The organism is Curtobacterium sp. MCPF17_031 (assembly GCF_003234035.1).
In the GTDB taxonomy this organism is placed as follows: Bacteria; Actinomycetota; Actinomycetes; order Actinomycetales; family Microbacteriaceae; genus Curtobacterium.
This window is the reverse complement of the sequence record NZ_QKSG01000004.1, coordinates 242759-265173: the sequence shown is the minus strand read 5'-3', so window position 1 is coordinate 265173 and position 22415 is coordinate 242759. Positions and strand designations below refer to the sequence as shown.

21 protein-coding genes are annotated in these 22415 nt (G+C 71.4%); 11 read left to right on the top strand and 10 right to left on the bottom strand.

Annotated features, from left to right (window positions below; genetic code table 11):
- Position 1: 1 nt before the first annotated feature.
- The 4 genes from DEJ31_RS08625 (at position 2) to DEJ31_RS08610 (ending at position 1684) form a co-directional block, all read left to right on the top strand.
- Complete coding sequence (locus DEJ31_RS08625) at positions 2-508, top strand: hypothetical protein (RefSeq protein ID WP_110902819.1); 507 nt, start codon at positions 2-4, stop codon at positions 506-508.
- On the top strand, positions 505-705 hold the full coding sequence (locus DEJ31_RS08620; RefSeq protein WP_110902820.1) for a hypothetical protein: 201 nt from the start codon (positions 505-507) through the stop codon (positions 703-705). Before DEJ31_RS08625 ends, DEJ31_RS08620 begins: the two co-directional genes overlap by 4 nt.
- A 116-nt stretch (positions 706-821) precedes the next feature.
- Entirely contained in the window at positions 822-1181 is a 360-nt protein-coding gene (locus DEJ31_RS08615; RefSeq protein WP_146236673.1) for a hypothetical protein, read from the top strand.
- 50 nt (positions 1182-1231) lie between these two features.
- Entirely contained in the window at positions 1232-1684 is a 453-nt protein-coding gene (locus tag DEJ31_RS08610) for a hypothetical protein (protein WP_146243122.1), read from the top strand.
- 99 nt (positions 1685-1783) lie between these two features.
- On the opposite strand, the gene DEJ31_RS17170 is transcribed toward DEJ31_RS08610, so the two are convergent.
- From DEJ31_RS17170 to DEJ31_RS08565, 9 genes are all read right to left on the bottom strand, one after another.
- Entirely contained in the window at positions 1784-5332 is a 3549-nt protein-coding gene (locus DEJ31_RS17170) for an Ig-like domain repeat protein (protein WP_181433481.1), read from the bottom strand.
- A gap of 163 nt (positions 5333-5495) precedes the next feature.
- Positions 5496-5780 carry a hypothetical protein gene (locus tag DEJ31_RS08600; RefSeq protein ID WP_111043587.1) on the bottom strand — a complete coding sequence of 95 codons (285 nt, stop codon included), beginning with the start codon at positions 5778-5780 and terminating at the stop codon, positions 5496-5498.
- An 80-nt stretch (positions 5781-5860) separates the two neighbouring features.
- Positions 5861-6781: a PfkB family carbohydrate kinase gene (locus DEJ31_RS08595; protein ID WP_111121648.1), complete on the bottom strand. Its 921-nt coding sequence runs from the start codon at positions 6779-6781 to the stop codon at positions 5861-5863.
- Entirely contained in the window at positions 6778-8286 is a 1509-nt protein-coding gene (locus tag DEJ31_RS08590; protein ID WP_110902826.1) for a cytosine permease, read from the bottom strand. The genes DEJ31_RS08595 and DEJ31_RS08590 overlap by 4 nt, the downstream gene beginning before the upstream one ends.
- Positions 8287-8376: 90 nt before the next feature.
- Positions 8377-9420: an ADP-ribosylglycohydrolase family protein gene (locus DEJ31_RS08585; protein ID WP_111121647.1), complete on the bottom strand. Its 1044-nt coding sequence runs from the start codon at positions 9418-9420 to the stop codon at positions 8377-8379.
- A complete protein-coding gene (locus DEJ31_RS08580) occupies positions 9417-10127 on the bottom strand; it encodes a GntR family transcriptional regulator (protein WP_111121646.1) in 711 nt (236 codons plus the stop codon). Before DEJ31_RS08580 ends, DEJ31_RS08585 begins: the two co-directional genes overlap by 4 nt.
- Before the next feature lie 58 nt (positions 10128-10185).
- Positions 10186-10752 (bottom strand): hypothetical protein, encoded by a 567-nt coding sequence (locus DEJ31_RS08575; RefSeq protein ID WP_146243121.1) that lies wholly within the window; start codon positions 10750-10752, stop codon positions 10186-10188.
- Positions 10753-10907: 155 nt separating this feature from the next.
- Positions 10908-11945: a zinc-binding dehydrogenase gene (locus DEJ31_RS08570; RefSeq protein ID WP_111121644.1), complete on the bottom strand. Its 1038-nt coding sequence runs from the start codon at positions 11943-11945 to the stop codon at positions 10908-10910.
- Positions 11946-11998: 53 nt separating this feature from the next.
- Positions 11999-12565 carry a TetR/AcrR family transcriptional regulator gene (locus DEJ31_RS08565; protein WP_111043594.1) on the bottom strand — a complete coding sequence of 189 codons (567 nt, stop codon included), beginning with the start codon at positions 12563-12565 and terminating at the stop codon, positions 11999-12001.
- A 92-nt stretch (positions 12566-12657) separates the two neighbouring features.
- On the opposite strand from DEJ31_RS08565, the gene DEJ31_RS08560 reads away from it, so the two are divergent.
- The 6 genes from DEJ31_RS08560 (at position 12658) to DEJ31_RS08525 (ending at position 19583) form a co-directional block, all read left to right on the top strand.
- Positions 12658-13734: a zinc-binding alcohol dehydrogenase family protein gene (locus tag DEJ31_RS08560; protein WP_111121643.1), complete on the top strand. Its 1077-nt coding sequence runs from the start codon at positions 12658-12660 to the stop codon at positions 13732-13734.
- Positions 13734-14438: an NAD(P)-dependent oxidoreductase gene (locus tag DEJ31_RS08555; protein WP_111043596.1), complete on the top strand. Its 705-nt coding sequence runs from the start codon at positions 13734-13736 to the stop codon at positions 14436-14438. The genes DEJ31_RS08560 and DEJ31_RS08555 overlap by 1 nt, the downstream gene beginning before the upstream one ends.
- A 1067-nt stretch (positions 14439-15505) precedes the next feature.
- Positions 15506-15982: an ASCH domain-containing protein gene (locus DEJ31_RS08540; protein ID WP_111043598.1), complete on the top strand. Its 477-nt coding sequence runs from the start codon at positions 15506-15508 to the stop codon at positions 15980-15982.
- On the top strand, positions 15979-16503 hold the full coding sequence (locus DEJ31_RS08535; RefSeq protein WP_111121640.1) for a hypothetical protein: 525 nt from the start codon (positions 15979-15981) through the stop codon (positions 16501-16503). Before DEJ31_RS08540 ends, DEJ31_RS08535 begins: the two co-directional genes overlap by 4 nt.
- 89 nt (positions 16504-16592) lie before the next feature.
- Positions 16593-17468, top strand: coding sequence for an alpha/beta fold hydrolase (locus tag DEJ31_RS08530; RefSeq protein ID WP_309147276.1), 876 nt, complete (start codon positions 16593-16595; stop codon positions 17466-17468).
- Between the two features lie 213 nt (positions 17469-17681).
- A complete protein-coding gene (locus DEJ31_RS08525) occupies positions 17682-19583 on the top strand; it encodes an ABC transporter ATP-binding protein (protein ID WP_111043601.1) in 1902 nt (633 codons plus the stop codon).
- Between the two features lie 91 nt (positions 19584-19674).
- Here the strand turns inward: DEJ31_RS08525 and DEJ31_RS08520 are convergent, their stop codons facing one another.
- Positions 19675-19914 carry a PLDc N-terminal domain-containing protein gene (locus DEJ31_RS08520; RefSeq protein WP_111043602.1) on the bottom strand — a complete coding sequence of 80 codons (240 nt, stop codon included), beginning with the start codon at positions 19912-19914 and terminating at the stop codon, positions 19675-19677.
- A 545-nt stretch (positions 19915-20459) separates the two neighbouring features.
- Here DEJ31_RS08520 and DEJ31_RS08515 point away from each other — a divergent pair.
- Positions 20460-22400, top strand: coding sequence for an alpha/beta hydrolase (locus tag DEJ31_RS08515; RefSeq protein WP_111121639.1), 1941 nt, complete (start codon positions 20460-20462; stop codon positions 22398-22400).
- Positions 22401-22415: the final 15 nt, after the last annotated feature.

Below are 22415 nucleotides of genomic sequence, written 5' to 3'. Positions count from 1 at the left end.
GATGAACCGAAGCACCCACCGGGCGGGGCGACTGGGCTTCATCGCCGTCGTCGCCGTGACCGCCGCACTCACCCTGACCAGCTGCGGAAGCAGCACGCCCGGAGGCATCACCGTGAAGCCGTCAACCGTCAAGAAGTCGATCGTCGACCTCGTCGAACGCTCCACCGCTGCGATCGGCGGCAAGTGGGAGGTGTACAGCGGTCCGTCGGTGGAAGCCTGCGGGGAGGGCGCTGAGGACAAGGCTCGCTACGTCTACATCATGGACAGGGTCGACCAACCGACCGGTGACCCGACCGCGGACCTCGGCAAGATCAAGGCACTCTGGAAGAGCGATGGGATCGAGGTCACCGACTACAAGAGCGGCGGCGCGGACCCACTGCTCGGAGTCCGCGGTTCCGGCGGCCCGACGACGTCCATCGGCTTCGACGCCTTCCCGAAGGGCTACAGCGTCACCGGGGTGTCCCAGTGCGCCGACGGGAACGTGAGCGAACTGCGCAAGTCGGAGTGACCGTCACAGCAGCCGGTGCACTTCCTGCGCCCGCTCGCTTCGTCTACATCCTCGAGCGGGCCGGGGCGGACGGTTCGGCTCCTGAGACCGACATCGCCACCGTCGAAGAGCTCTGGAAGAGCAAGGGGATCACGACCGAGCGTTTCGTCAGCGGCGGAGCCTCCGGGAACGTGAAGGACCTCCGGCAGCCAGAGTGATGCACACACGAACGTGTGCCGGCCTTGCGCTCCTCGTGACGACGGCACTGACCGTGAGCGGCTGCAGCGGCAACACCACCGATCCGTCGGATGCGAAGGAGACGATCGTCGACCTCGTGGAGGAGTCGACCCGTGCGGTGGGCGGTGCGTGGACGCTGTACCGAGGTCCCGCTGCTGAGGTCTGCGAGCAGCCCGGCGGCGGAGAGGGCGCACACTTCGTGTACATCCTCGAGCGGGAAGGCGCCGATGGTCCTGCGCCGGCTGCGGACATCCGCACCGTGGAGAGGCTCTGGAGGAGCAAGGGGATCACGACCGAGCGCTTCCAGAGCGGGAGCGCGGACCCCTTGACCGGCGTGAACGGAAGGGGCGGTCCCGTCACCACGGTGGGCTTCGACGCGTACCCACAGGGCTACACCATGACCGGCATTTCGAAGTGCTCGGACGGCGACGTCAAGGAACTGCGTCGCGAAGAGTGACCCGGCCTCGATCGCAGAGCAGGAGGACCACCACCGTCGCTCTGGTCCTCGTGGGTGCGTCACTCGCACTCACCGCTTGTGGGAACGACCCGCCCGGACGCGTCGTGCCTCCCGATCAAGCGAGGAGCACCGTCGTCGACGTCGTCGAGGAGACGACCGAGGCAGTCGGTGGCGACTGGGCGCTCTACCGCGGCCCTGATGCCGAGGTGTGCGAGCAGCCGGACGGGAGGGACGGCGCTCGCTTCGTCTACATACTCGAGCGGAAGGGCGCCGACGGCTCCACGCCGGCAACGGACATCCGCATGGTCGAGGAGCTTTGGGAGGGCAAGGGGATCACGACGGAGCGCTTCGCCAGCGGCGGTGCCGACCCATTCACGGGTGTCCGAGGCGCCGACGGCCCCGTGACCTCGGTGGGCTTCAACGCCTACCCGCAGCGCTACAGCGTCACCGGCGTCTCGACGTGCTCCGACGGCGACGTGGCCGAACTGCGACAGACGGAGTGACGCCCCGGTCCGGCACGCCGCACGGCACTCCACGCTGACCGCAGCGAGCAGGGCCGCACCCCCCCGGGTACGGCCCTGCTCCGGATCAGCTCACCGACCTCATTCGGTCCGTCGACGACGTGCCACGGTGATCCCGACTCCGGCCGTCAGCAGCAGGAGCGCCGCGAGGGCCGCCGACCCGATCTCGGCACCGGTCCAGGCGAGGGAGCCCGGCCGCTCGGTGACCGCACCGCCCGCGGGCCCGGAGCCGGAGCCCGGGTCGCCGACGGTGCCGGTCGGCGTCCCTGCGGTGCCGCCCGGTGCAGGCGTGCTCGGCGTCCCACCACCTGGTGTTCCCGCTCCCGGCGTTCCGGCTCCCGGCGAGGGAGCCGGGGTCGGCGTCGGGGTCGGCGTCGGCGTCGGGGTCGGCACCACCGGTGCTGCCGCCACGGTGACGACCACCGGGTCGGACGCGGACGCGTCCGCCGTGGCGGTCGCGCCGAACGCCGCCACCAGCGTGTGGTCACCGGCGCTCAACCCGTCGGTCAGGGTCAGCGTCGCGACCCCGTCCGTCACCTCCGCCGTTCCGAGTGTCGCCGCGGCGGCACGGGCACGAGCGGAGGGCTCGCCGTCGCGGAACGTGACGGTGCCGTCGGTGTCGCGGCCGGTGACCGTGGCGGTCAGGACGACCTCGTCGCCTGCGACCGGCTCGGCCGGGGTGACGGACAGGACCGTCTCGGTGGGTGCGAGGACCGCGAGGGTGGCCTGGGCCTCCCGGCCGGAACCGGCGCCCTCGGCGGACACGGCGAGTGCACCGAGGTCGGCGTCCTCCGCGATCCGCAGGGTCGAGCTGGCCGTGCCGGCGCTGTCGGCGACCACCGTGTCGATGACCGTCGTGCCGGAGCGGAAGGTCACGGTCTCACCGCCGCGGAAGCCGGTACCGGTGAGCTCGACCGATCCGCCGGGTGCGACGGTGTCGGCGGACGTACCGAGGGTCACCGGGGTGACCGCGGCGGCGCGTTCGGCGCAGACGTCACCCTGCGCGCCGACGGGCGGCAGCTCGGTCGCCGGTGCCGTGACACCGTCGTCCTCGCGGACCGTCAGGTTCGTGAACGCCGTGGCGCCCATGACCGCGTTCCGGGTGTTCGTGACGCTCACCTTGAACGCCGAGCTCGGCGTCGCGGAGACCGCGGTGTTGCCCGCGGTCGGGACGGTGACGGCCTGGCAGGTCTCGCCGGGCGCGAAGGTCACGCGCTCCATGCCGACACCGACCGACCCGGTGGCGGAGCCGAGCACGCTGACGTAGCCGGTGACCGGCCGGTCGGAGGCGCGGGACAGGTAGACGGCGACGTCGGCGGTGCCCGGGCCGTCACCCTCCTCGACCGTGGTCGGGGCGACGTTCACGGTGGTGCGGGTCGCCGCGACGGCGGTGCCGACGCTCGGGGTGCCGAAGGCGAGGTCGGACAGGTACACGCCACCGGTCCCGGTGCCGTCCGCGCCGACGCCCGCGGTGAAGCGGACCTCGCGGACGTCCGTCAGGTCGACGCCCGTCATCGAAGCCGTGGGGATCGCGAGCTGCTGCAGCACGATCTTGTTGAGCGTGGTGTTCGTGCCGCCCGGCATCCGGTTGACGGCGAGCGGGTTGATCGCCGATGCGGCGGTCGACCAGCTGCCTCCGGAGCCGTCCAGGACCGTGACCCGGAAGTCGGTGCCGGTGGGCACGGCCTCGTCGGGTGCGGTCTTCAGCGTCATCTGTGTGCTGCCGGTGACGTTGCGCGCGGAGGCGGGGACGGACACACGGAGTTCACCGGTGCTCGGCACCGCGGGGTCCGTCGTCGAGGCACCCGTCCAGAGGAAGCGGGTGGTGGGGAACGTCGGGACGTTCGGCGCGAACGAGCCCGGCGTCCAGTGCGGGACCTGTGCGGAGGCCTTCGTCGTGGCGCAGAACGGGTTCGACTGCGGCAGCGTGCGACCGGTCAGGTTGGTGCAGACCGCGGCCGTCGCGCCACCGACCGTGCGGACGAGCGAGCTGGACGTCGTGAAGTCGGTGACGAGCTGGGTCTTCCCGGTGGGCTGCGTCGCCATGGTCCGGACGTCCGCGAACGGCGTCGCGGTGGTCGCGGGCTTGACCGATCCGTCGAACATCGACTGGAACTGCGTCTCGCCGCCCATGGTCAGGCGGAAGAAGCCGGTCATGTAGCTGACGCCGACCTGGTACTGCTGCGCCGCGGTGAGGCGGGTCGGGTTGGTCGTCGAGCAGGTGGACGTGGTGTCGCTCGTCCGCCAGTCGTCGCCCGTGGCCGCCGGGTACAGGCCCGGGGTCCACACGGTGTTGAAGAAGTTGTGGTTCGCGCCCATCACCCACACGGCGGACCGGAGGACCTGGTCGCCGAAGGCGTGGCGGGAGTCGTCGATGAAGTGCTGCCCCTGCTGGTTCGACACGTCGCCGTCGCAGTAGGGCAGGAAGACGGCGGTCGGGACGTCGGGCAGCGTCATGCGGCCGAAGTCGACGGGCGCGAGCGGCAGGACCGCCTCGATCCCGTACGGCTTCGGGAGCGCCTGGTTGAGGGTGGCGGCCGAGACCACGCCCTCACCACCGCGGGAGTGGCCCATGATGCCGACGTGGCTCAGGTCGAACCGGCCCTTCAAGGACGCTGCGGTGAGACCGGAAGCGACGGCCGGCTGGTCGGTGCGGGTGGTCGCGCGGACGAGGGCGTCGTCGAGGGTGCGGGTGGTCGTGGTGCTCGGGGTGGCGTCGGTCGCCGTCGTGACGTCGTCGTAGGAGACGGCCGTTCCGGCATCGGCCTTGCCGAGCATCCCCAGCGTGTCGAGGATGAGCTGGCCGCGGGCCTCGGCGCCGTAGTCGAGCGCGAGCTGGTTGTCGTTCGAGTTCACGGCGTTCGCCGCGATGGAGACGACGTTGTAGCCGCGGGTCGCGAGCGCCCGGGCCGTGCCCTCGTACCCGAGGTACGAGCGGACGTTCGACTGCGTCGGGCCACAGGGCCAGCGCAGCGGGTTCGCACCGGTGCCGGCGCACGAGGTGTGGCGGCCGTGCAGCAGCACGACGGTCGGGCGCGCACCGGCGGCGCTCGTCAGGTACATCTTCCCGGTGAGCTCACCCCGGATGCCGCCGATCGCCGCGAGCGGGATCGCCTGGTCGCCGAAGTCGTACTCCGCCTCCGTCACGGAGTAGGCGCCCGCGGTCGACGGGTCCTCGACGGCAGCGGCCGTCGCGAGCGACTTCATCTGCCGCTTGAGTGTCCGGTTCTCGGGGACGGGCGGCGTGACCGGGGCCGTCGTCGTCTCCGCAGCCTTGTCCTCGTCACCGCTCGACCAGGCCTTGCTGACGTCGGTCGCGTCGGCGACGGACCGGTCGGCCGTGAGGACCTGGAGGGTGCGGCCGTCGGCGGACTCGGTCGCGAGACCCACCGGCTCACCGTCGACGACGAGCGTCGGGGCGTCGTCGACCATCGGCAGGGGCTCGTCGAGGTCGAGGGACACCAGGTACCCGCCAGGGGTGGTGGTGACGTCCCAGTCGCTGCCGGATGCGACGACGGGATCAGGGGTCGGTGCCGCGAACGCAGGGACTGCGGTCAGGGCGAGGGCGGGAGTCAGCGTGGCGGTGATCGCCAGTGCAGCGAGCCGACTCCGGGAACGGGTTCTGGGCAAGGGGCTCCTCGTGTGAAGGGTTTCTCATGAGGAAGCTTCGAGGGGACTCAGCGTCTGCCGAGCATCGGAAACGGGGTCGTAACCAACACTTGACGGGCAGGAAACACCCGCGGCATGCCTGGTCCGCAGAGCGCAGCGAGCGGTCCGGACGGGTGGTCCGCGATCAGCGCGCGAACAGCACCTGGACGGTCGCGATGACGACGACGATCCCGATCGGCACGCCGGCGATCAGCAATGCGGCCGGGATCCGCGTGCGTCGGATCGTCCGGGGTCCGCCGGCGCCGCGGGCGAACTCCGTGGCCGCGACGAGTTCCGGCGCCGCAGCGGGCAGGATCGGCGGAGGAGCGGGTCGGTCGTCCTCGAACGCCGGGACCTCGACCACGAAGGCGGCCGGGTCCACGGTCGGGGGCAGCTGGGTGTACCGGCTTCGCTCGGTCCGCTCGTCCATGGTGCCCTCCCTGCGTGCACAACATGCCGCCCGCCGGGAGTCCGGAAGTGCAACCAGTGGCTCGCACCACCGCGCACCGTTCACCCCGCAGCGAGCAGCGCGTCCGTCTCCTCCGCCGTCGGCGCGGTCGCCGGTCCGGTGCGGGTCACCGCGAGTGCCGCCGCCGCGTTGGCCCGTCGGACGGCGTCCTGGAGGCCCGCCCCACGTCCCAGCGCCGCCGCCAGCACGCCGTCGTGTGCGTCTCCCGCCCCGTTGGTGTCGACCGCGACGACGGGGAACCCGGGGACCAGGACCGGTTCGCCGCCGGACTCGACGACCCAGCAGCCGTCGGCACCGTCCCGGACGAGGGCGGTGCCCCGCGCGGCCGCGGCGATGGCCGCGGTCGCCTCGGCGAGGGTGGCCGACGTCGGGGACAGCAGACGGGCCTCCCGGCTGTTGGCGCTGACCACGTCGGAGCGTGCGGACACGGCGGCCAGGACGGCGGCCGGCAGGGTGTCGACGAGGGGTGACGGGTCGAACACGACGCGGACGGACGAGGGCACCGTGCCGAGCCAGCCCGCGATGGCCGCGCCGTTGACCGCGTGCGCCAGGCCGTAGCCGGAGACGAAGACGACGTCGTCGGCGCGGAGTGCGACACGGTCGAGGTCGGCGCGCGTGAGCTGCCCTTCCGCGCCGACGCTCGTGACGAAGGTGCGCTCGGTGGTGGCGTCGACGAGGGCCACGCAGTAGCCGCTGTCGACGTCGGGGAGACCGGGCTGCACGACGGTGACACCGGAGTCGGCCAGGGCGCGGCGGACGACGTCACCGAAGGGTCCGGTGCCGTACTGCCCGGCGAAGACGACGTCCATGCCGTCGCGGCGGGCGGCGACCATGGTGTTGAGGCCACCGCCGGCCGTGATCTCGGAGCCGTCGGCGATCACGTCGCCACCGGGCTCGGGCAGTTCGCCGATGCGCATGACGATGTCGACGATGACGTTGCCGACCGAGACGAGGCGGCTCATCGGACGGTGTGCTCGGTGCGCGGGAGCGGCGCGGACTGGTCGGGCTGCTCGTGCAGGGTCCCGCGCGGGCCGCCGGTGAGCAGGTAGACCGCCGCGGCGACGATGAAGGTGACGACCCAGCCGAGGCCGTTCGCACCGATCCACGTGTCCGAGAACGCGCCGACGAAGACCGGGTCGGCGTCGCCCACCTGGACGTTGGTGAACAGGAAGCCGACGACGATCGCGACGACCCAGGCGGTCACGGCACGCCAGGCGATGCCGCCCGCGTACCAGTAGCGGCCACCGCGGCGCAGGTCGAGCAGCGCGGCCGGGTCGTACCAGGTGCGGCGGACCATGTCGGCGATGAAGACACCGAGCCAGGCGGTGATCGGGACGGCGAGCACCGAGATGAACGTGATGAAGGGGGCGTAGAAGCCGTCGGCGACCAGCATGAAGTACATGGCACCGAGCGTGGTGATGACGACGTCGACCGCGACGGCCCACACCCGCGGGACCTTCACGCCGAGGGTCAGCGTGGTGAGGCTCGCCGAGTACACCGACAGGTGGTTCGACAGCAGCAGCCCACCGAACGCGGCGATCAGGTAGGGCACCGCCATCCAGCTGGGCAGCATGTCGCGGATCGCGGCGACCGGGTCACCGGCCTGGGCGAGTGTCGGGTCACCGGCGGACACCAGGGAGCCGAGCCCGACCAGGACGACGAGGGGGATGCCGGCACCCGCGGCGCTGGCGGCGACGAGCTTGCCGGCGCGGACGCTGGTACGCGTGTAGCGGGCGATGTCGGCGCCGGCGGTCGCCCAGCCGATGCCCGTGCCGGCGGCGATGGTGCCGACGCCGATCACCATGGCGGCGATGGGTCCGGCGGGCTGCGCACCGACGACGTCCCAGTCGATGCGCGCGACCAGGAACACCGCGACGAAGACGTTGAGGGCGCCGAAGACCCACGTCGCCCACTTCTGCACGGCGACGATGAACGCGTGGCCGAGGCCGGAGATGAGCACCGTCGCGGCGACGAACAGCAGGATCGCGACGACGGTGACGACCGGGTGGGCCTTCGAGCCGCCGTCCGTGCCGAACAGGATCGTGAAGAGCGACAGCAGCACGAACGCGGCCGTCGTGGTGTTCACGGTCTCCCATCCCAGGCGACTGAGGAGCGAGACCGCGGTCGGTCCGATGTTGCCCCGGACGCCGAAGACGGCGCGGCTCAGGGTCAGGCCGGGTGCCCCGCCCCGACGGCCGGCGATCGAGATGACCCCGACGACCGCGAACGACCCGGCGGCTCCGATGACGGCGACGAGCAGCGCCTGCCAGACGGTCAGGCCCTGGAACGCGACGAGGGTGGCGCCGAGGGGCAGCCCGAGGATCGAGATGTTCGCGGCGAACCAGACCCAGAACAGCGCACCGGGTGTGCCGGTGCGTTCGGCGACCGGGACGGGCTCGATGCCGCGCTGCTCGATCGTGGTCAGCGTGCCGGACTTGGTGCCGGAGTCCGTGGGAGTCGTGGTCATCAGGTCCTCTTACGTCGTCGGAAGGGTGCGAGGGGTGGGGCCGGGCGGCGGTGAAGGGGGGAACACCACCGCCCGGCGGTCTGGAGGGCGCTACCGGGGGGCGGCGGCGCGGAGGGCGAGGAGCTGCTCGGTGAGCTCGTCGAGGTGCAGGTCGTTGACGGTCTCGACACGGTGCACGGCGTCGTCGGACCACGACGCTGCTCCGTGCACGGCGCCGAGGACGGCTCCGGCCATGGCGGCGATGGTGTCCGTGTCGCCGCCGATGCTCGCCGCCGTGCAGACGGTCTGCCAGGGGTCGAGGTCGAGGGCGACGAGGGCGAGCGCTGCGACGACGGACTCCTGCGACGCCACACTCGTGCCGATGAGCCCGGAGACGACGTCGATCCGCTGGTCTGCCGGCACGGTGGCGAGGTGCCTGCGGGCCCACTCGGTGCGCTCGGCGATCGAGGCACCGGCGACCCAGTGTCCCCGCGTCGCACCGATCCGGGCCGCGGCGACCGCCACGTCGAGCACCTCGGACCGTGTGGCACCGTCGATGCCGGCGGAGACCGCCGCGGCGATCGCGCTGGCACCGGCGATGCCGAGTCCGGTGTCGTGGGTGACGCGCGAGGCGTCCTGGACAGCGTCGACGAGAGCCGTGACACCGTCCGTGCCGGTTTCCCCACGCCCGGAGAGCGGTGTGGCGATGCCGACCGGGGTGATCCGCATGGCCGCCCCGTTCGTGGTGCCGGTCGAGCCGGCTTCGGAAGCGGGGACCCCGTCGAGGATCCGCTGCACGGCCGTCTTGGTGCTCGGTCCGAGGAGGTCGAGCGAGCCCTTCGCCGCCATCGTCCGTTCCCAGGCGATGAGGGCCTCGGCGAAGTCGACCGGGTCGAGTCGTCCGCCGCCCTGCACGAGCAGCTGCGCCACGAGGACGGCCTGCTCGGTGTCGTCGGTGATGCTCGCCGCGGGCATGCCGTGTGCGATCCGCTGGTGGGGACCGGCGTCGACGAACCCGTCGATCACCCCGTGGTCGGCGCGGATCTGGTCGAGGGACATCGACTGCGTGGGCATGCCGAGTGCGTCCCCGATCGCCAGCCCACGGAAGGCCGCGAGCGCGTGCTCGTACCCGGCGGCGGTGGTGGTGGTCGTCATGACGCGCTCCCGAACTTCATGTGCAGGCGGAACCGGCTCGGGTCGAGCAGGCTGTCGACAGCCTCCACGAACCTGCCGTCGGCCGTGCGGGAGACCCGTCGGCTGTGGATGAACGGCTCCCCGACCGCCCTGTGGAGGGAAGCCGCTTCCTCCGCGGTGAGCGGCTGCACGTCGACCCACTGCTCGGCGAGCGCGGGCACCAGCCCGGCGCTCGCGATGGTGGCGGTGAGCGAGTCGTCGACGAGACCGTCGTCGACGGCGCTGGCGAGCCTCCCGAACGGCGGGACCAGGCTGCGCTCGAGCGAGACGTCCGGTCCACCGACCACGTGGCGGACGCGATCGACCGCGATGAAGTCGGGGTCGTCGAGCCCGAGCTCGGCGGCCTGCCCGGGTCGGCTGACGCGCTCGATGCGCAGGACGCGGACGGCGATCTCGGTGCCGGTGGCAGCGAGCGAACGTGCCCAGCCGCTGCGGGGGTCGAGCGCGGCGCCGTCGAAGGTGACGATCGAGCCGATGCCGCCGTGGATGGCGATGTACTCCTGGTCGGCCAGGTCGGCGAGCGCTGCCCGCACGGTCCCGCGGCTGACGGCGAAGCGTTCGGCCAGGTCGTGTTCGCCCGGCAGGCGTTGGCCCGGCGCGTACCGGCCCGTCGCGATCGCGTCGCGCAGGGCGTCGGCGACGAGGCGTCGCTTCGGTGAGACGGGCATGAACAGCAGACTACATGTACAAGACCTGTTCAGTTCGACGCAGGGTCCCACGCTCCGTTCAAGCGGAGCGTGAACAGCAGCGGATCGTCGTTCGGCCGGAACGACGTGCTGGGCCCGAAGTCGAGCCGCCCGTCTTCGGCACGCCGGCTTCGACGCCGACCCGCTGCGACGCATCCACCGGGTCGACCGAGTCGGCCGAAGCGATCTCCTCCTCGAGCTCGCCGACGGACGCGTCCGGCAGGTCGAGCTGCCGGAGGACGTCACGGTACCCGTCGACACCGGCCTTCGCGCCCGCCACCGGCACGGTGTTGACACGGAGGTGGAACAGCCGTCCCTTCGGCAGGATCACCTCGCCCGACGCGTCCTGCATCTCCTGCGCGTTGTCGAGGGCGTCGAAGACCACCTGGGTCGCCTGTACCCGGACCTGCTTGCCGCCGGGGAGCAGGAACCGGACCGGACGTCCCCCGGCTGCCTCCGAGCCGTACGCACCGACCCGGGTCCGCGCGCCCTCCGGCACGTCCGTGTCGATCCCGAACGCCTCGACCGAGGGCGGCACCGTCAGGTCCCAGGTCTCGACGCCGTTCTCGTAGGAACGGGCAGTGGGTTCGGGGCCTCGGTGGCTCACGCCGTGCTCGCTTCCCCCGGAGGAAGGTGAGCCGTCGGCGCATCCGGTGAGCAGCACGACCACGGCGGCGGCCAGCGCAGTTCCGAGAACGTGACGGCGACGCGGTCCGCCGCGGCTGACCCGGACTGCGCCGGCGATCCCGCGGTCGGCCGCGATCACAGCACGACCACCGTCGTACCCGCCGACGTCGCCGGCCGGTCCATCGCGGCGAGCGCCGCCGGTGCCTCGTCGAGGGAGATGGTCCGGCCGACCAGCGCTGACGGGTCGAGCCGCCCCTCGGCGATCTCGGCGAGCATCGCCGGGTACTCGTGGGCGGACATGCCGTGACTGCCGAGCAGTTCGAGCTCGAGCGCGATGACCCGGCCCAGGTCGACGTGCGGGGTGGCGTCCTCGCCCGCAAGCAGACCGACCTGCACGTGCCGACCGCCGGGGCGGAGCGCGGCGATGCCCTGGCGGACGAGGGACGCACGGCCGAGGGCCTCGACGACGACGTGGGCGCCGCCGTCCGTCGCCGCCCGGAGCTGCTCGTCGACGTCGTCGGTCCGCGCGTCGACCGTGGTGGCGGCACCGAGGGAACGAGCGAGGGCGAGCGCCTCGGCGGAGACGTCGACCGCGACGACCCGGGCACCGCGCGAGACCGCCACGACGATCGCCGAGAGCCCGACTCCCCCGCAGCCGAAGACGACCACGTGCTCCCCCGTCGCCGTGCGTGCACGGTTCACGACAGCCCGGTACGCGGTGGCGAACCGGCAGCCGAGTCCCGCGGCCGTGGGGTCGTCGATGGCGTCCGGCACGGCGACCAGGTTCGTGTCGGCATGGTGCACGACGACCTGTTCCGCGAACGAGCCGGGGCGGTCGAAGCCGGGCTGGGTCTGGTTCGGGCAGATGCTCTGACGGCCGGCGACGCACGTGGGGCAGGTGCCGCACGCGTTGACGAACGGTGCGGTCACACGTGTGCCGGGCTGCCACTGCCGGACCTGGTCGCCGACCCGCTCGACGACGCCGACGAACTCGTGACCGGGGACGTGCGGCAGCGCGACGGTGTCGTCGTGGCCGTGCCAGGCGTGCCAGTCGCTGCGGCAGACGCCGGTGGCGACGACGCGGACGACGGCAGCGTGCGGTGGGCACGCGGGTTCCGGGACGTCGGTGACGACGGGCGTCGCGGAGAAGGAGTCGAAGGTGACGGCGCGCATGAGCCCGATCCTGCCACCCGGGCAGTCAGCGCCCGGCAGTCAGCGCCGGGCGATCAGGGCCGGCCGGCGAGGGGCAGTGCGGCGAGGACCTCGTCGATCACGGCGGACATCGGTCGGGCAGCGGCAGCGTCGTCCTCGGCCCAGGTCTCGAGCGCGACCTGGAACACGAGCACGCCGACCTCGGCCAGGACGGTGGCCTGCAGCGGGGTCTCCCCCCGTTCGACGAATGCGCCCCGGGCAGCGCGGACCAGGTCGGATCGCTTGCGGGCGTCCCGGTCGCGGAGTTCGTCGTTCCCCTCGACGATCCGGCGCCAGGCGGCGGTCTGCTCGTGGTTGCCGTCGAACCGTGCGGCGGCGACCTGGTGCAGCACGCTGCGGATGACCTGCATGGGCTCGAGGTCGGTGGGGGCGTCGGCGATGAGTCGTGCGGCGTTCGTGGGGATCTCGTCGCCGGCGAAGACGACCTCGCGCTTGTCGGCGAAGTGTCGGAAGAACGTCCGGGTGGTCAGGCCGGCGCGTGCGGTGATCTGCGGCACGGTCGTCGCCGCGAAGCCCTGCTCGGCGAAGAGCTCGAAGGCCGCGCGCTCGAGTCGACCTCGTGCATCCGGAGCCCATCGCATCGGTCGATCGTACCCGATGACACATCGTGCCATGAAGGGATACGATGACATCACGTGTCATCATCGCTGACGCCCGAGAGCGAGGAGCTCCCATGCCCACCCCCGATCCCACCGACACCCCGACGAACGAAGCCCTCTGGCTCCTCGGCCCGCGCGCACCCTTCGAGGTGCGCCCGACCCCGATGCCCACCCCCGGTACCGGTGAGGTCGTCATCCGGGTCCGTGCGATCGCGGTGAACCCCGTCGACGCCATCACCGGGCCGCTCCGCCGACTCGTCTCGCCGTGGGTCCGGTTCCCGACCGTCCTGGGCAGCGACGTCGCCGGCGAGGTCGTCGCGGTCGGCCCGGACGTCACGGACGTCCAGCCCGGCGACCGGGTGACCGCGTTCGCCGCCGGGCAGGAGCGAGCGCGGAACCGCGCGTCCGAAGGCGGGTTCCAGCGGTACGTGACAGTCCTCGAGCGCGTCACCACGCGCCTCCCGGCCGACGTGGCCTTCGAACGTGCCGCGGTCCTGCCGCTGGCGCTCGCGACGGCCGCCGCCGGCCTGTACGAGACGGACCAGCTCGGCCTGCCGCTCCCCACGGTCGGGGCGTCCCGTGCCGACGGGGTCGTCCTGGTCTGGGGCGCGTCGACCAGTGTCGGGATGAACGCCGTCCAACTCGCCCGGGCGAGCGGCTACACGGTGGTCGCGACGGCCGGACGGGCGAACCACGACCTGGTCCGCTCCCTGGGTGCCGAGACCGTCGTCGACTACCGCGACGCCGACGTAGACCGGCAGGTCGTCGCAGCCCTCGGCGGGCGGCGCCTCGTCGGCACCGTCGCGATCGGGAAGGGCTCGCTCGGACACGCCCTGCGCATCGCTCGCCCCGTCCCGGGCACGAAGCGGATCGCGTCCGCCTACCCCGACCCGGCGACCGCGGTGCGCTCGCGCATCGAGCGGATCCGCGGCATGCACGTCACCGCGATCTGGGGTGGCACCCCCGTCGTCTCGCCGGTCGGGCCGGCGGTGTTCCGCGACTTCCTGCCTGCGGCTCTCGCCGACGGACGGTTCCGTCCGGCACCCGAGCCGACGGTCGTCGGCCGCGGACTGGAGGCCCTCCCCACCGCTCTGCAGACCCTCCGGGACGGCGTCTCGGCGACCAAGATCGTCGTCGGGATGGACGCCTGATGGAGTCGCAGCGCACGATCCTGGTGTTCGGCGGGACCGGACAGACCGGCCGCCACCTCACCGACCTCGCCCTCGCGGCCGGACACCGCGTCCGCGTCCTCGCCCGAACGCCCGCCAAGGCCGGTCCACCGCGTGCCGGACTCGACGTGCGGCAGGGGTCGGTGACCGACGACCTGGACCTCGACGGACTGCTCGACGGTGTCGACGCGGTGGTCTCGCTGCTCGGTGACGTGCAGGCGCAGCGGACCGCGATGGTGAACACGGCGTTCGTCCGACGCCTGGTGCCCGCGATGCGCCGGACCGGGGTCCGCCGGTTCCTCTACCAGGCGGGTGCGCTCAGTGCGCCGCCGCACGGCCGGTTGACGCCCGCGCTCTGGGCGATCCGGAACACCGTCGCCCGCAGCTACGACGGCCAGCACCGGGACAACGAGGCGGTGATGCGGTACCTGGCCGACGAGGCGACGGACCTCGAGTGGATGGTGCACCGCGCCGGCATCGGGTCGGACGGCCCCTCGAAGGGCGTGCTCGAACGAACCGAGGGGACGCCGGGCATCGGGACGTTCGGGGACTGCGCGGCCTACGACCTGCGGCTGCTCGACGACCCGACGGCGGTGCACACGACGAGCCTCAGCGCGTACCGGAAGACGGCGGGTCGGAAGACGGCGGGTCGGGAGCGCGCAGACCGGTGGACCGCCGGCCGGTAGGACGCCGTCGCAGCAGGGCGACCCCCACCCAGCCGATGACCGCCGCGAGGACGACCGCCACCAGTCCGCGTCCGAGCACATCGCCGAAGAGGCCCGACCCGAACGCGACGAGCTCGAGGGGGTACGGGGCCAACACCCGCATCCCCGCCGCACCGTCGACGGCGGTGAGCAGTGCCGGCCCGACGAGCAACACGACGAGCGCGACGAGCACCCGACCACCCGGCCGGCGGAACGGACACCGGTCACCGCGATGCCGAGCCCGACCACGACCGGCGCGACCCACCACGCCCACCCGGCGATCGTGCTCTGCAGTCCGGTCGAGAGGGTCGCCGGCGGCAGCACGAATCCCCGCAGCCACTCGGCGAGCGCCACCGCAACGACGGCGAGCGCGACCACCGCGACGCCGTCCGGTGCGAGCGCGAGGAGCAGCACGAGCCCGGCCCCGAGCAGGACGGTGAGGGCGGAGCCGACCACGAGGGCGACGACGTAGATCTCGGAGGCGCTGATCGCGCCTCCCGTCCCGACGGTGCGGTCCATGCCGAGGCCGGCCGTCGTGACGACCGTGGTCTGCACCACCGCGACCACCTGCACGAGCAGCAGTCCACCGAAGGCCGCGAACACCCCGGGGCGTCCCAGACGCCCGTGGAGCCGACGGGCCGTGACGCCGACGATGCCGGCCCCGGTCAGCAGCAGAGCGGCCAGGAAGGTCAGGAAGTACTGGTTGAAGGGCAGGAACGCGATCGGCATGTCCCGTTCGTCGGCGACCGACGTCTCCCACAGGTTCTGCAACGGCAGGTGCATGCCGGTGACGATCCACGGCAGCAGGCCGAGGACCGCCCCGACGATGCCGACGGCGGCGCCGAGGCCGAGCGTGGCTCCGGCCCCCGAGCCCGTGTGTGGCGTGTACCCGGCTCGCGTCGACGCGGACGTGTGGTCGTGCTGTTCCCCCGTGGACATGCGGACCACGGTACCGGCCGCGGTTCCCAGGACCGGCTCAGTGCCACCGGCGTCCGCGGTGCTGACAGGTCTCCTCGCGCGGGAACCGGCGGCACCGCTAGGGTCGCGCCATGGACGCAGCGTCGCCTTCCGTGGCCGCCTTCTGGGCCGCCCGCCGCCAGGAGTCCCCGGACCTGCCCGAGGAAGTGCCCCTGGCATGGGCGTTCGGCGCGACGCCCGAGCACGCCGACGACCTGCTCGCGCTGGTCCTCGCCGGCGTCAAGGACGGCACGGCGTCATCACTCTGGGACTACGAAGCGACCGCGGAACCACTGCCCGAGGCCGGCGAACACAGCGTCATCCTCGACGGCGCCGACCAGCCGAGCGCGGTCATCGTGACGACGGACGTCCGGACCGTCCCGTTCGACGAGGTCGACGCCGAGCACGCCCGAGCCGAGGGTGAGGGCGACCGGACCCTGGCGTACTGGCGGGCGTCACACGAACGGTACTGGCGCCAGCACTCCGAGGACCCGCGGGGCTGGGCGCCGGACATGCCCGTCGTGTGCGAACGCTTCCGGCTGCTCTGGCCGACCCGGGCCGAGTCGTGACGAGGGTCCGGCTCGGCACCCTCGTCGCAGCGGCGTTGCTCGCCGCCGGCTTCGTGACGGTCACCGGCTGCTCGTCCGGGTCCAGCGGCTCCCGAGCGCGGATGTACGACTCCGTCAGCAGCATGGCCGACCACAGTTCCCTCGTCGTGACCGGCACCGTCCGACAGCAACGCGTCGCGAACGACGTCGCGAACGCCAGCCCCACCACACTGTCCACGGTCCGGATCGTGGCGACCGCCAAGACCGACCCCGACCATCCGGCCGGGTCCACGGTCGTCGTCCGCCAGCACGGCACCACCCGCTCGCCGGGTCCGGGGATGCTCCTCGAAGACGGGGGCACCTACCTGCTCTACCTCACGCCGTCGGCGCTCGACGGCGACCTGGCCGACCAGTACTTCATCACGGGCGGTGCAGCCGGTGTGTACGTCGGCGAGGACGGTCGCACCGACTTCCGCCGGGGCATGGACGAGGGCGACGAACTCCCCACTCACCTCACCCTCGCCGACGCCCTGCACGGCTGACCCGGCCGGTAGCGTCGAGCCATGCCGTACCCGAGGACCGAACCCAGTGCCTCCGGCCTGCTCGACGTCGGTGACGGAACGTCCCTCTACTGGGAGGAGTCCGGCTCCCCCGACGGCGTCCCCGCCCTCTGGCTGCACGGCGGCCCCGGCGGCTCGCTCGGCAGCGGCTGGTACGGAACGCACTTCGACCCCGCCCGCTACCGCCTGATCGGCGTCGACCAGGTGGCAGCGGCCGGAGCCGCCCCCTCGTCACGGAGTCCCGCGACCGGCTCGCCGCCCACACCACCCAGCGGCTGATCGCCGACATCGAGGCTCTCCGGCAGCACCTGGGCGTCGAGGACTGGGTCGTCGCCGGGATCTCGTGGGGCACCACCCTCGCCCTCGCGTACGCGCAGCAGCACCCGTCACGTGTCCGCGCGCTGGCCCTGATGGCCGTCACGACGACCAGCCGCGACGAGGTCGACTGGATCACGGAGGGTGTGGGACGCGTGTTCCCGGTGGAGTGGGAGGCGTTCGAGCGAGCCAGCCAGCGCCTCCCGGGCGAGCGCGTCGTCGACGCATACGCACGTCGCCTGGCCGGTGCCGACCGGGAGGCCCGTGCGGACGCCGCGCAGGCTTGGGACCGGTGGGAGAACGTCCACGTCTCCCTCGACGACCCCGGGCTTCGTGAGCGCGGTCACCTGGGTCCGGAGCTGCGCGAGGGCTTTGCCGCTCTCGTCACGCACTACTGGGCGAACGACGGGTTCCTGCCGGGCGATCAGGCCGTGCTGGCGCGTCTGCACCGGATCGCGCACGTCCCGACGGCGCTCATCCACGGGCGGCGGGACATCAGCGGGCCGGCCGTCACGGCCTGGCGTGTGCACCGGGAACTCCCGCAGAGCACGCTCACCATCGTCGAGGACGAGGGGCACGGCGGGCCGGGTGGGAGCGCGGCGCTGACGGCGGCGCTCGACGGGTTCTGCTGAGCAGCCGGCACGCGCGGGGTCCCGCGTCACCGATCGGGACGTCCGACCGGCAGATCACACTGCAGCATCTCGCCAGCCGCGTTGCGCACGCCACCCACCCGCTCCGCGCCGGTCGAGCCGTATCCTGACTCCCTGGTCGCCGCCGCCGCTGAGGACCCCGAGTCCGGGCAACCGCCACCGCAGCAGGGCCGGCCGGCCACGGAGGGAACTGTCATGAGCATGGAAGGCGTGGCCTGGAGCTCGCTCTACAAGATCTCGACCGCCCGGGACGGCAAGCACGGCATCTCCCGCGAGTCCGTGCGGCGGATCATGACGTTCGCCGTGCCGTACCGGTCCAAGCTGGTGGTCTTCATCGTCCTCTCCGTCGTGGGGGCGTTCCTGGCGGTCGCGACGCCGGTGCTCGCCGGCCAGGTGGTCGACGTCATCGCGGCCCGGGGCGCGGTCGGCACCATCGTCTGGCTCGCCGTCGTCATCGCCCTGGTGGCCGTCGCCGACGCCGCCGCGTCCCTGGTGACCCGCTGGTACTCGGCGCGGATCGGCGAGGGCGTGATCCTGGACCTCCGCACCGCCGTGTTCAACCACGTGCAGAAGATGCCGATCGCCTTCTTCACCCGCACCCGGACGGGCGCGCTCGTGAGCCGTCTGAACAACGACGTGATCGGCGCGCAGCAGGCCTTCAGCGGCACGCTGTCCGGCGTCGTCACGAACGTCGTGGCGCTGGTCCTCACCCTGGCCGTGATGCTCAGCACGTCCTGGCTCGTGACGGTGCTCGCGGTGGTCATGCTCCCGGTCTTCCTCATCCCCGCACGCCGGATGGGCAGCCGCCTCGCTGCACTGCGCCGCGAGGCCGCCGACCACAACTCCGCGATGAGCACGCAGATGACCGAGCGGTTCTCGGCGCCCGGTGCCACCCTCGTCAAGCTGTTCGGCCGTCCCGACGAGGAAGCCGAGGAGTTCCGCGTCCGCGCCGCCCGCGTCCGCGACATCGGGGTCCGGAGTGCGCTGCTGCAGTTCGTCTTCGTCACCGCGCTCACCCTGGTCTCCGCCCTCGCACTCGCGCTCGTCTACGGGGTCGGTGGTTCCCTCGCACTCGGCGGGCAGCTGAACACCGGCGACGTGGTGACCCTGGCCCTCCTGCTCACCCGCCTCTACGCGCCGCTGACCAGCCTGGCGAACGCACGGGTCGAGATCATGAGCGCCGTGGTCAGCTTCGAGCGTGTCTTCGAGGTCCTCGACCTGAAGCCGCTCATCCAGGAGAAGCCCGATGCCGTCACGATCCCCGACGGCCCGGTCGCGGTCGAGTTCGACGACGTCCGCTTCGCCTACCCGTCTGCGGACAAGGTGTCCCTGGCCTCGCTCGAGGAAGTGTCCACGCTGGACACCCGCGGCGGGGACGAGGTCCTGCACGGGGTCTCGTTCCGGATCGAGCCGGGGCAGACCGTCGCCCTCGTCGGCACGTCCGGCGCGGGCAAGTCGACGGTCGCGCAGCTGCTCTCGCGCCTGTACGACGTGGACAGCGGTGCCGTCCGCCTCGGCGGGACCGACGTCCGCGACGTCACGTTCAGCTCCATGCGGCACACGATGGGCATGGTGACGCAGGACGGCCACCTGTTCCACGAGACCATCCGCTCGAACCTGCGGCTGGCCCGGCCCGAGGCCACCGACGACGAGGTGTGGAACGCGGTCCGCCGCGCCCGGCTCGAGCCGCTCATCCGGTCCCTGCCGGACCAGCTCGACACCATGGTCGGCGAGCGTGGCTACCGGCTGTCCGGTGGTGAGCGTCAGCGGATGACCATCGCGCGCCTCCTGCTCGCGCAGCCGCGCGTCGTCATCCTCGACGAGGCGACGGCCGCTCTGGACTCGACGTCCGAGGCCGCCGTGCAGGCCGCGCTGAGCGAGGCACTCGAGGGCCGGACGGCGATGGTGATCGCCCACCGCCTCTCCACCATCCGCAGCGCGGACCTGATCCTCGTCGTCGAGGACGGCTCGATCGTGGAGCGCGGGACGCACGAGGAACTGCTGGCCGCTGGCGGACGGTACGAGGAGCTGCACCGGACCCAGTTCGCGGTGCAGAAGGAGGTCGCGGCGGACGAAGCAGCGGTCAGCGCGACCTAGTCCTCGCGATCCGGCCGCCGGTCGCACACGCTGTTCCTCGCCGACACGGTCGGGCCCGCCCTCAGCACCACGGCGGGGCGGGGCGGGGCGGTCAATCATGGAGCGGGCTCGAACGTCGGCGGAGATCCCGCCGTCCGACGAAGAACCAGACGAGCGACCCCAGCACCGGGAGCACGATCACCCCGAAGACCCACACGACCGTCGCGAGCAGAGTCATCCGCGCGGTGTTCCGGACGACGGAAACGACGGCCGCGACCATCAGTGCCAGGACCGCGACGAGCACGATCGTCCATGACGTGTCGTACTGCTGCGGGATGACGGCGTTGTGCATGGCAGGACCTCCGGCTCCCGTGCGACCCTTCCGCAGGAACACGAGCCGATCAAGCCCTGAGACACAACGGTGACGTTCTCGATCGGCATGGTCGAGCCATGGAGTTGGTCTTCTGTCCGTCGGGACATCGTTGAGCCGTCCGACCGTGACGAACTCATCGGTCTCCTGACGCGGGACCGAACCGGTCGGGCTGCGCGGTGACGAAATGCATCACGCAGGTCGCCCCCTGGGAGAACTGGGCCAGACCCCAGTCGTGCCGGTCGGTGGTGACAGGCAGGTGCATCCCGAGCCACCGCGGCACACTGAGCACACCATGCGTTGAGTAGCGCGACCAGAACGCCCCGCTCGTCAGTACAAGAAATCGTCGGGAGGGCCGACGGACGCGTCAGCACCGTCCGACAAGCGAGCTTCGGAGGGACACACGATCAGCCCCACGCGGATGGAACGTCCTGACGCTGCCTAAAGGACCGGACGAGGCCGGCACGAGTTCGGCCTAGGCAGGTACGCTGCCGACGAGAACAGAGGACACATCTGGGGGATGAGTCATGGACAAGATCGATTTCAACGACGGTACCGCGGATCGTCTGGTCAAGGCGGCGACTTCTGCCGCCGAAGTACTACGGTCTCAGGGGGCCGTCCGAAGGTCCGCGGCCGAGGACGCCGCCGAGGACTTCGATGGGGCGTACGCGAACCGCTTCACCGAGTCCGCGCAGGTCGGGTCAGAGGACCGCTTGAAACTCGCCTCGGTCCTGGATGAACTCGCCGACCAAGTCACGAAGGTGAAGGCAGAAGCGGCGAAGGAACGGAAGCGCCTGAGCGAAGTCGCGGCATGGGAGGCCCGCCAGGAGGAACGCCGGCGAGCGGTAGCTGCCTCCCCCGTGGGTGGAATCGACCTAACAGCGCAGAATCCGTTCGACTTCAAGCCGTCCGAGCCGGAGGTGCGACCAACTCCCATCGCTGGCGTCTTCGCCCCTCGCGGACGAACGCGGACGGGGCAAGGTACCGGAAGTGGGAGGAGTTCGGCTGACCCGGCGAAACTGCGCTCCTTTTCGTCCGTGGCTCGCGCCAATGACACCGCCGCCTCGTCTCAAGCGACTGCACTGAAGAACGCCTGGTCGGCATTCACTGGTGCATGTAGTTGGGCAACGGTGAATACGTCATCGTTTGTTCTGGGATTCGACCGTTGGCTTCAGGAAAACGGCTCCGACTCAGCGTGGATAGAACGCATCGCCGATGCTTTCGACCGCGCTGGCGGGCACGGATCGTTGTCCAACGTATCGCTCGATGCCGCTGACGCGTCCGGAGTACCGAAGGACCTCGAGAAATTGTTCGCGCCAGGTCTCACGGCTGCTCAGGTGGCGGCACTCTGGGGGGAACTCGGCTACAGCAATGCCGACTCCCGAGACCTTGCTGCACTGCCCCCTGAAGCGTTGAGTGAACTCGGCAACCTCGAAGGAGTGCCGTATTGGGCCCGGAGCACCGTCAACATCGCCGCACTGGATCAACGGATCGCGGACGCCAAGGACTTCCTTCACAATCTCAACCAACCATCCTACCAGAATCAGGCCGAGCGCGCGAAGAACGCCCGAGGTCTCCTCGGTCTCGAGAACATCAAGATCGCGCTGCAGCAGGGCTCCCGGGCTGGCACCCGCTCCTTGATCTCGTTGAGCGACGACGCTCCCCCTCTGGCCGCGATCTCGATCGGCGATCTCGACACCGCAACGAATGTCACCTGGGCGGTGCCGGGGATGGGGTCGAGCAGCCGGGACATGGTCGGCTGGACTAACGCCTCGCAGAACGTCTACGACGTGCAAGCAGCGGTTCAAGGTCCTGAGGACCGAGCTGTGATCTCGTGGATGGGGTACGACGCACCGGCGATCCCTGGAACAGCACCAGACGTTGGGGTTCTGTTCGGTGAACGAGCTGCGGACGGCGGGCAAGAGCTCGCCGACTCGATCAGGGGACTCGGCGCAACGCGATCGTCGGACATGCCGATGACCAACATCGTGGGTCACTCTTACGGAACGACAGCAGGTGCGTACGGGATCACCGAACGTGGGGTGCACGTCAACACGTTCACGGCTGTTGCGTCTGCGGGAATTCCCGATTCGATTCCTGATGCAGACGCGCTCCACGCTGATCACGTCTACGCAGGGCAGGCCCGCAACGTGATCCCACTCATCGAATCCGGAGACGGTTGGGCAGCCACCGGTCGCGAACATAGCTGGGACCATCACCAGGATCCGACTGCGGACGACTTCGGAGCGACTACGTTCGGAGCTGATGGCTCCGGAACCCTCGAAGGCGTCACGAACCACGGGGTGCACACGTCGGACGGTACTGGCTACCTCGATAAGAACACAGAATCACTGTGGAACGTCGGTTTGGCCACCACGGGGCAGGGAGAGAAGATGACCGCTTACCATCCGAAGGGGCAGACCCCGCTCGAGGCGGGCCTGGGGATCATCGTCGGGTCTGGGTTCTGAATCATGTTCCCGACG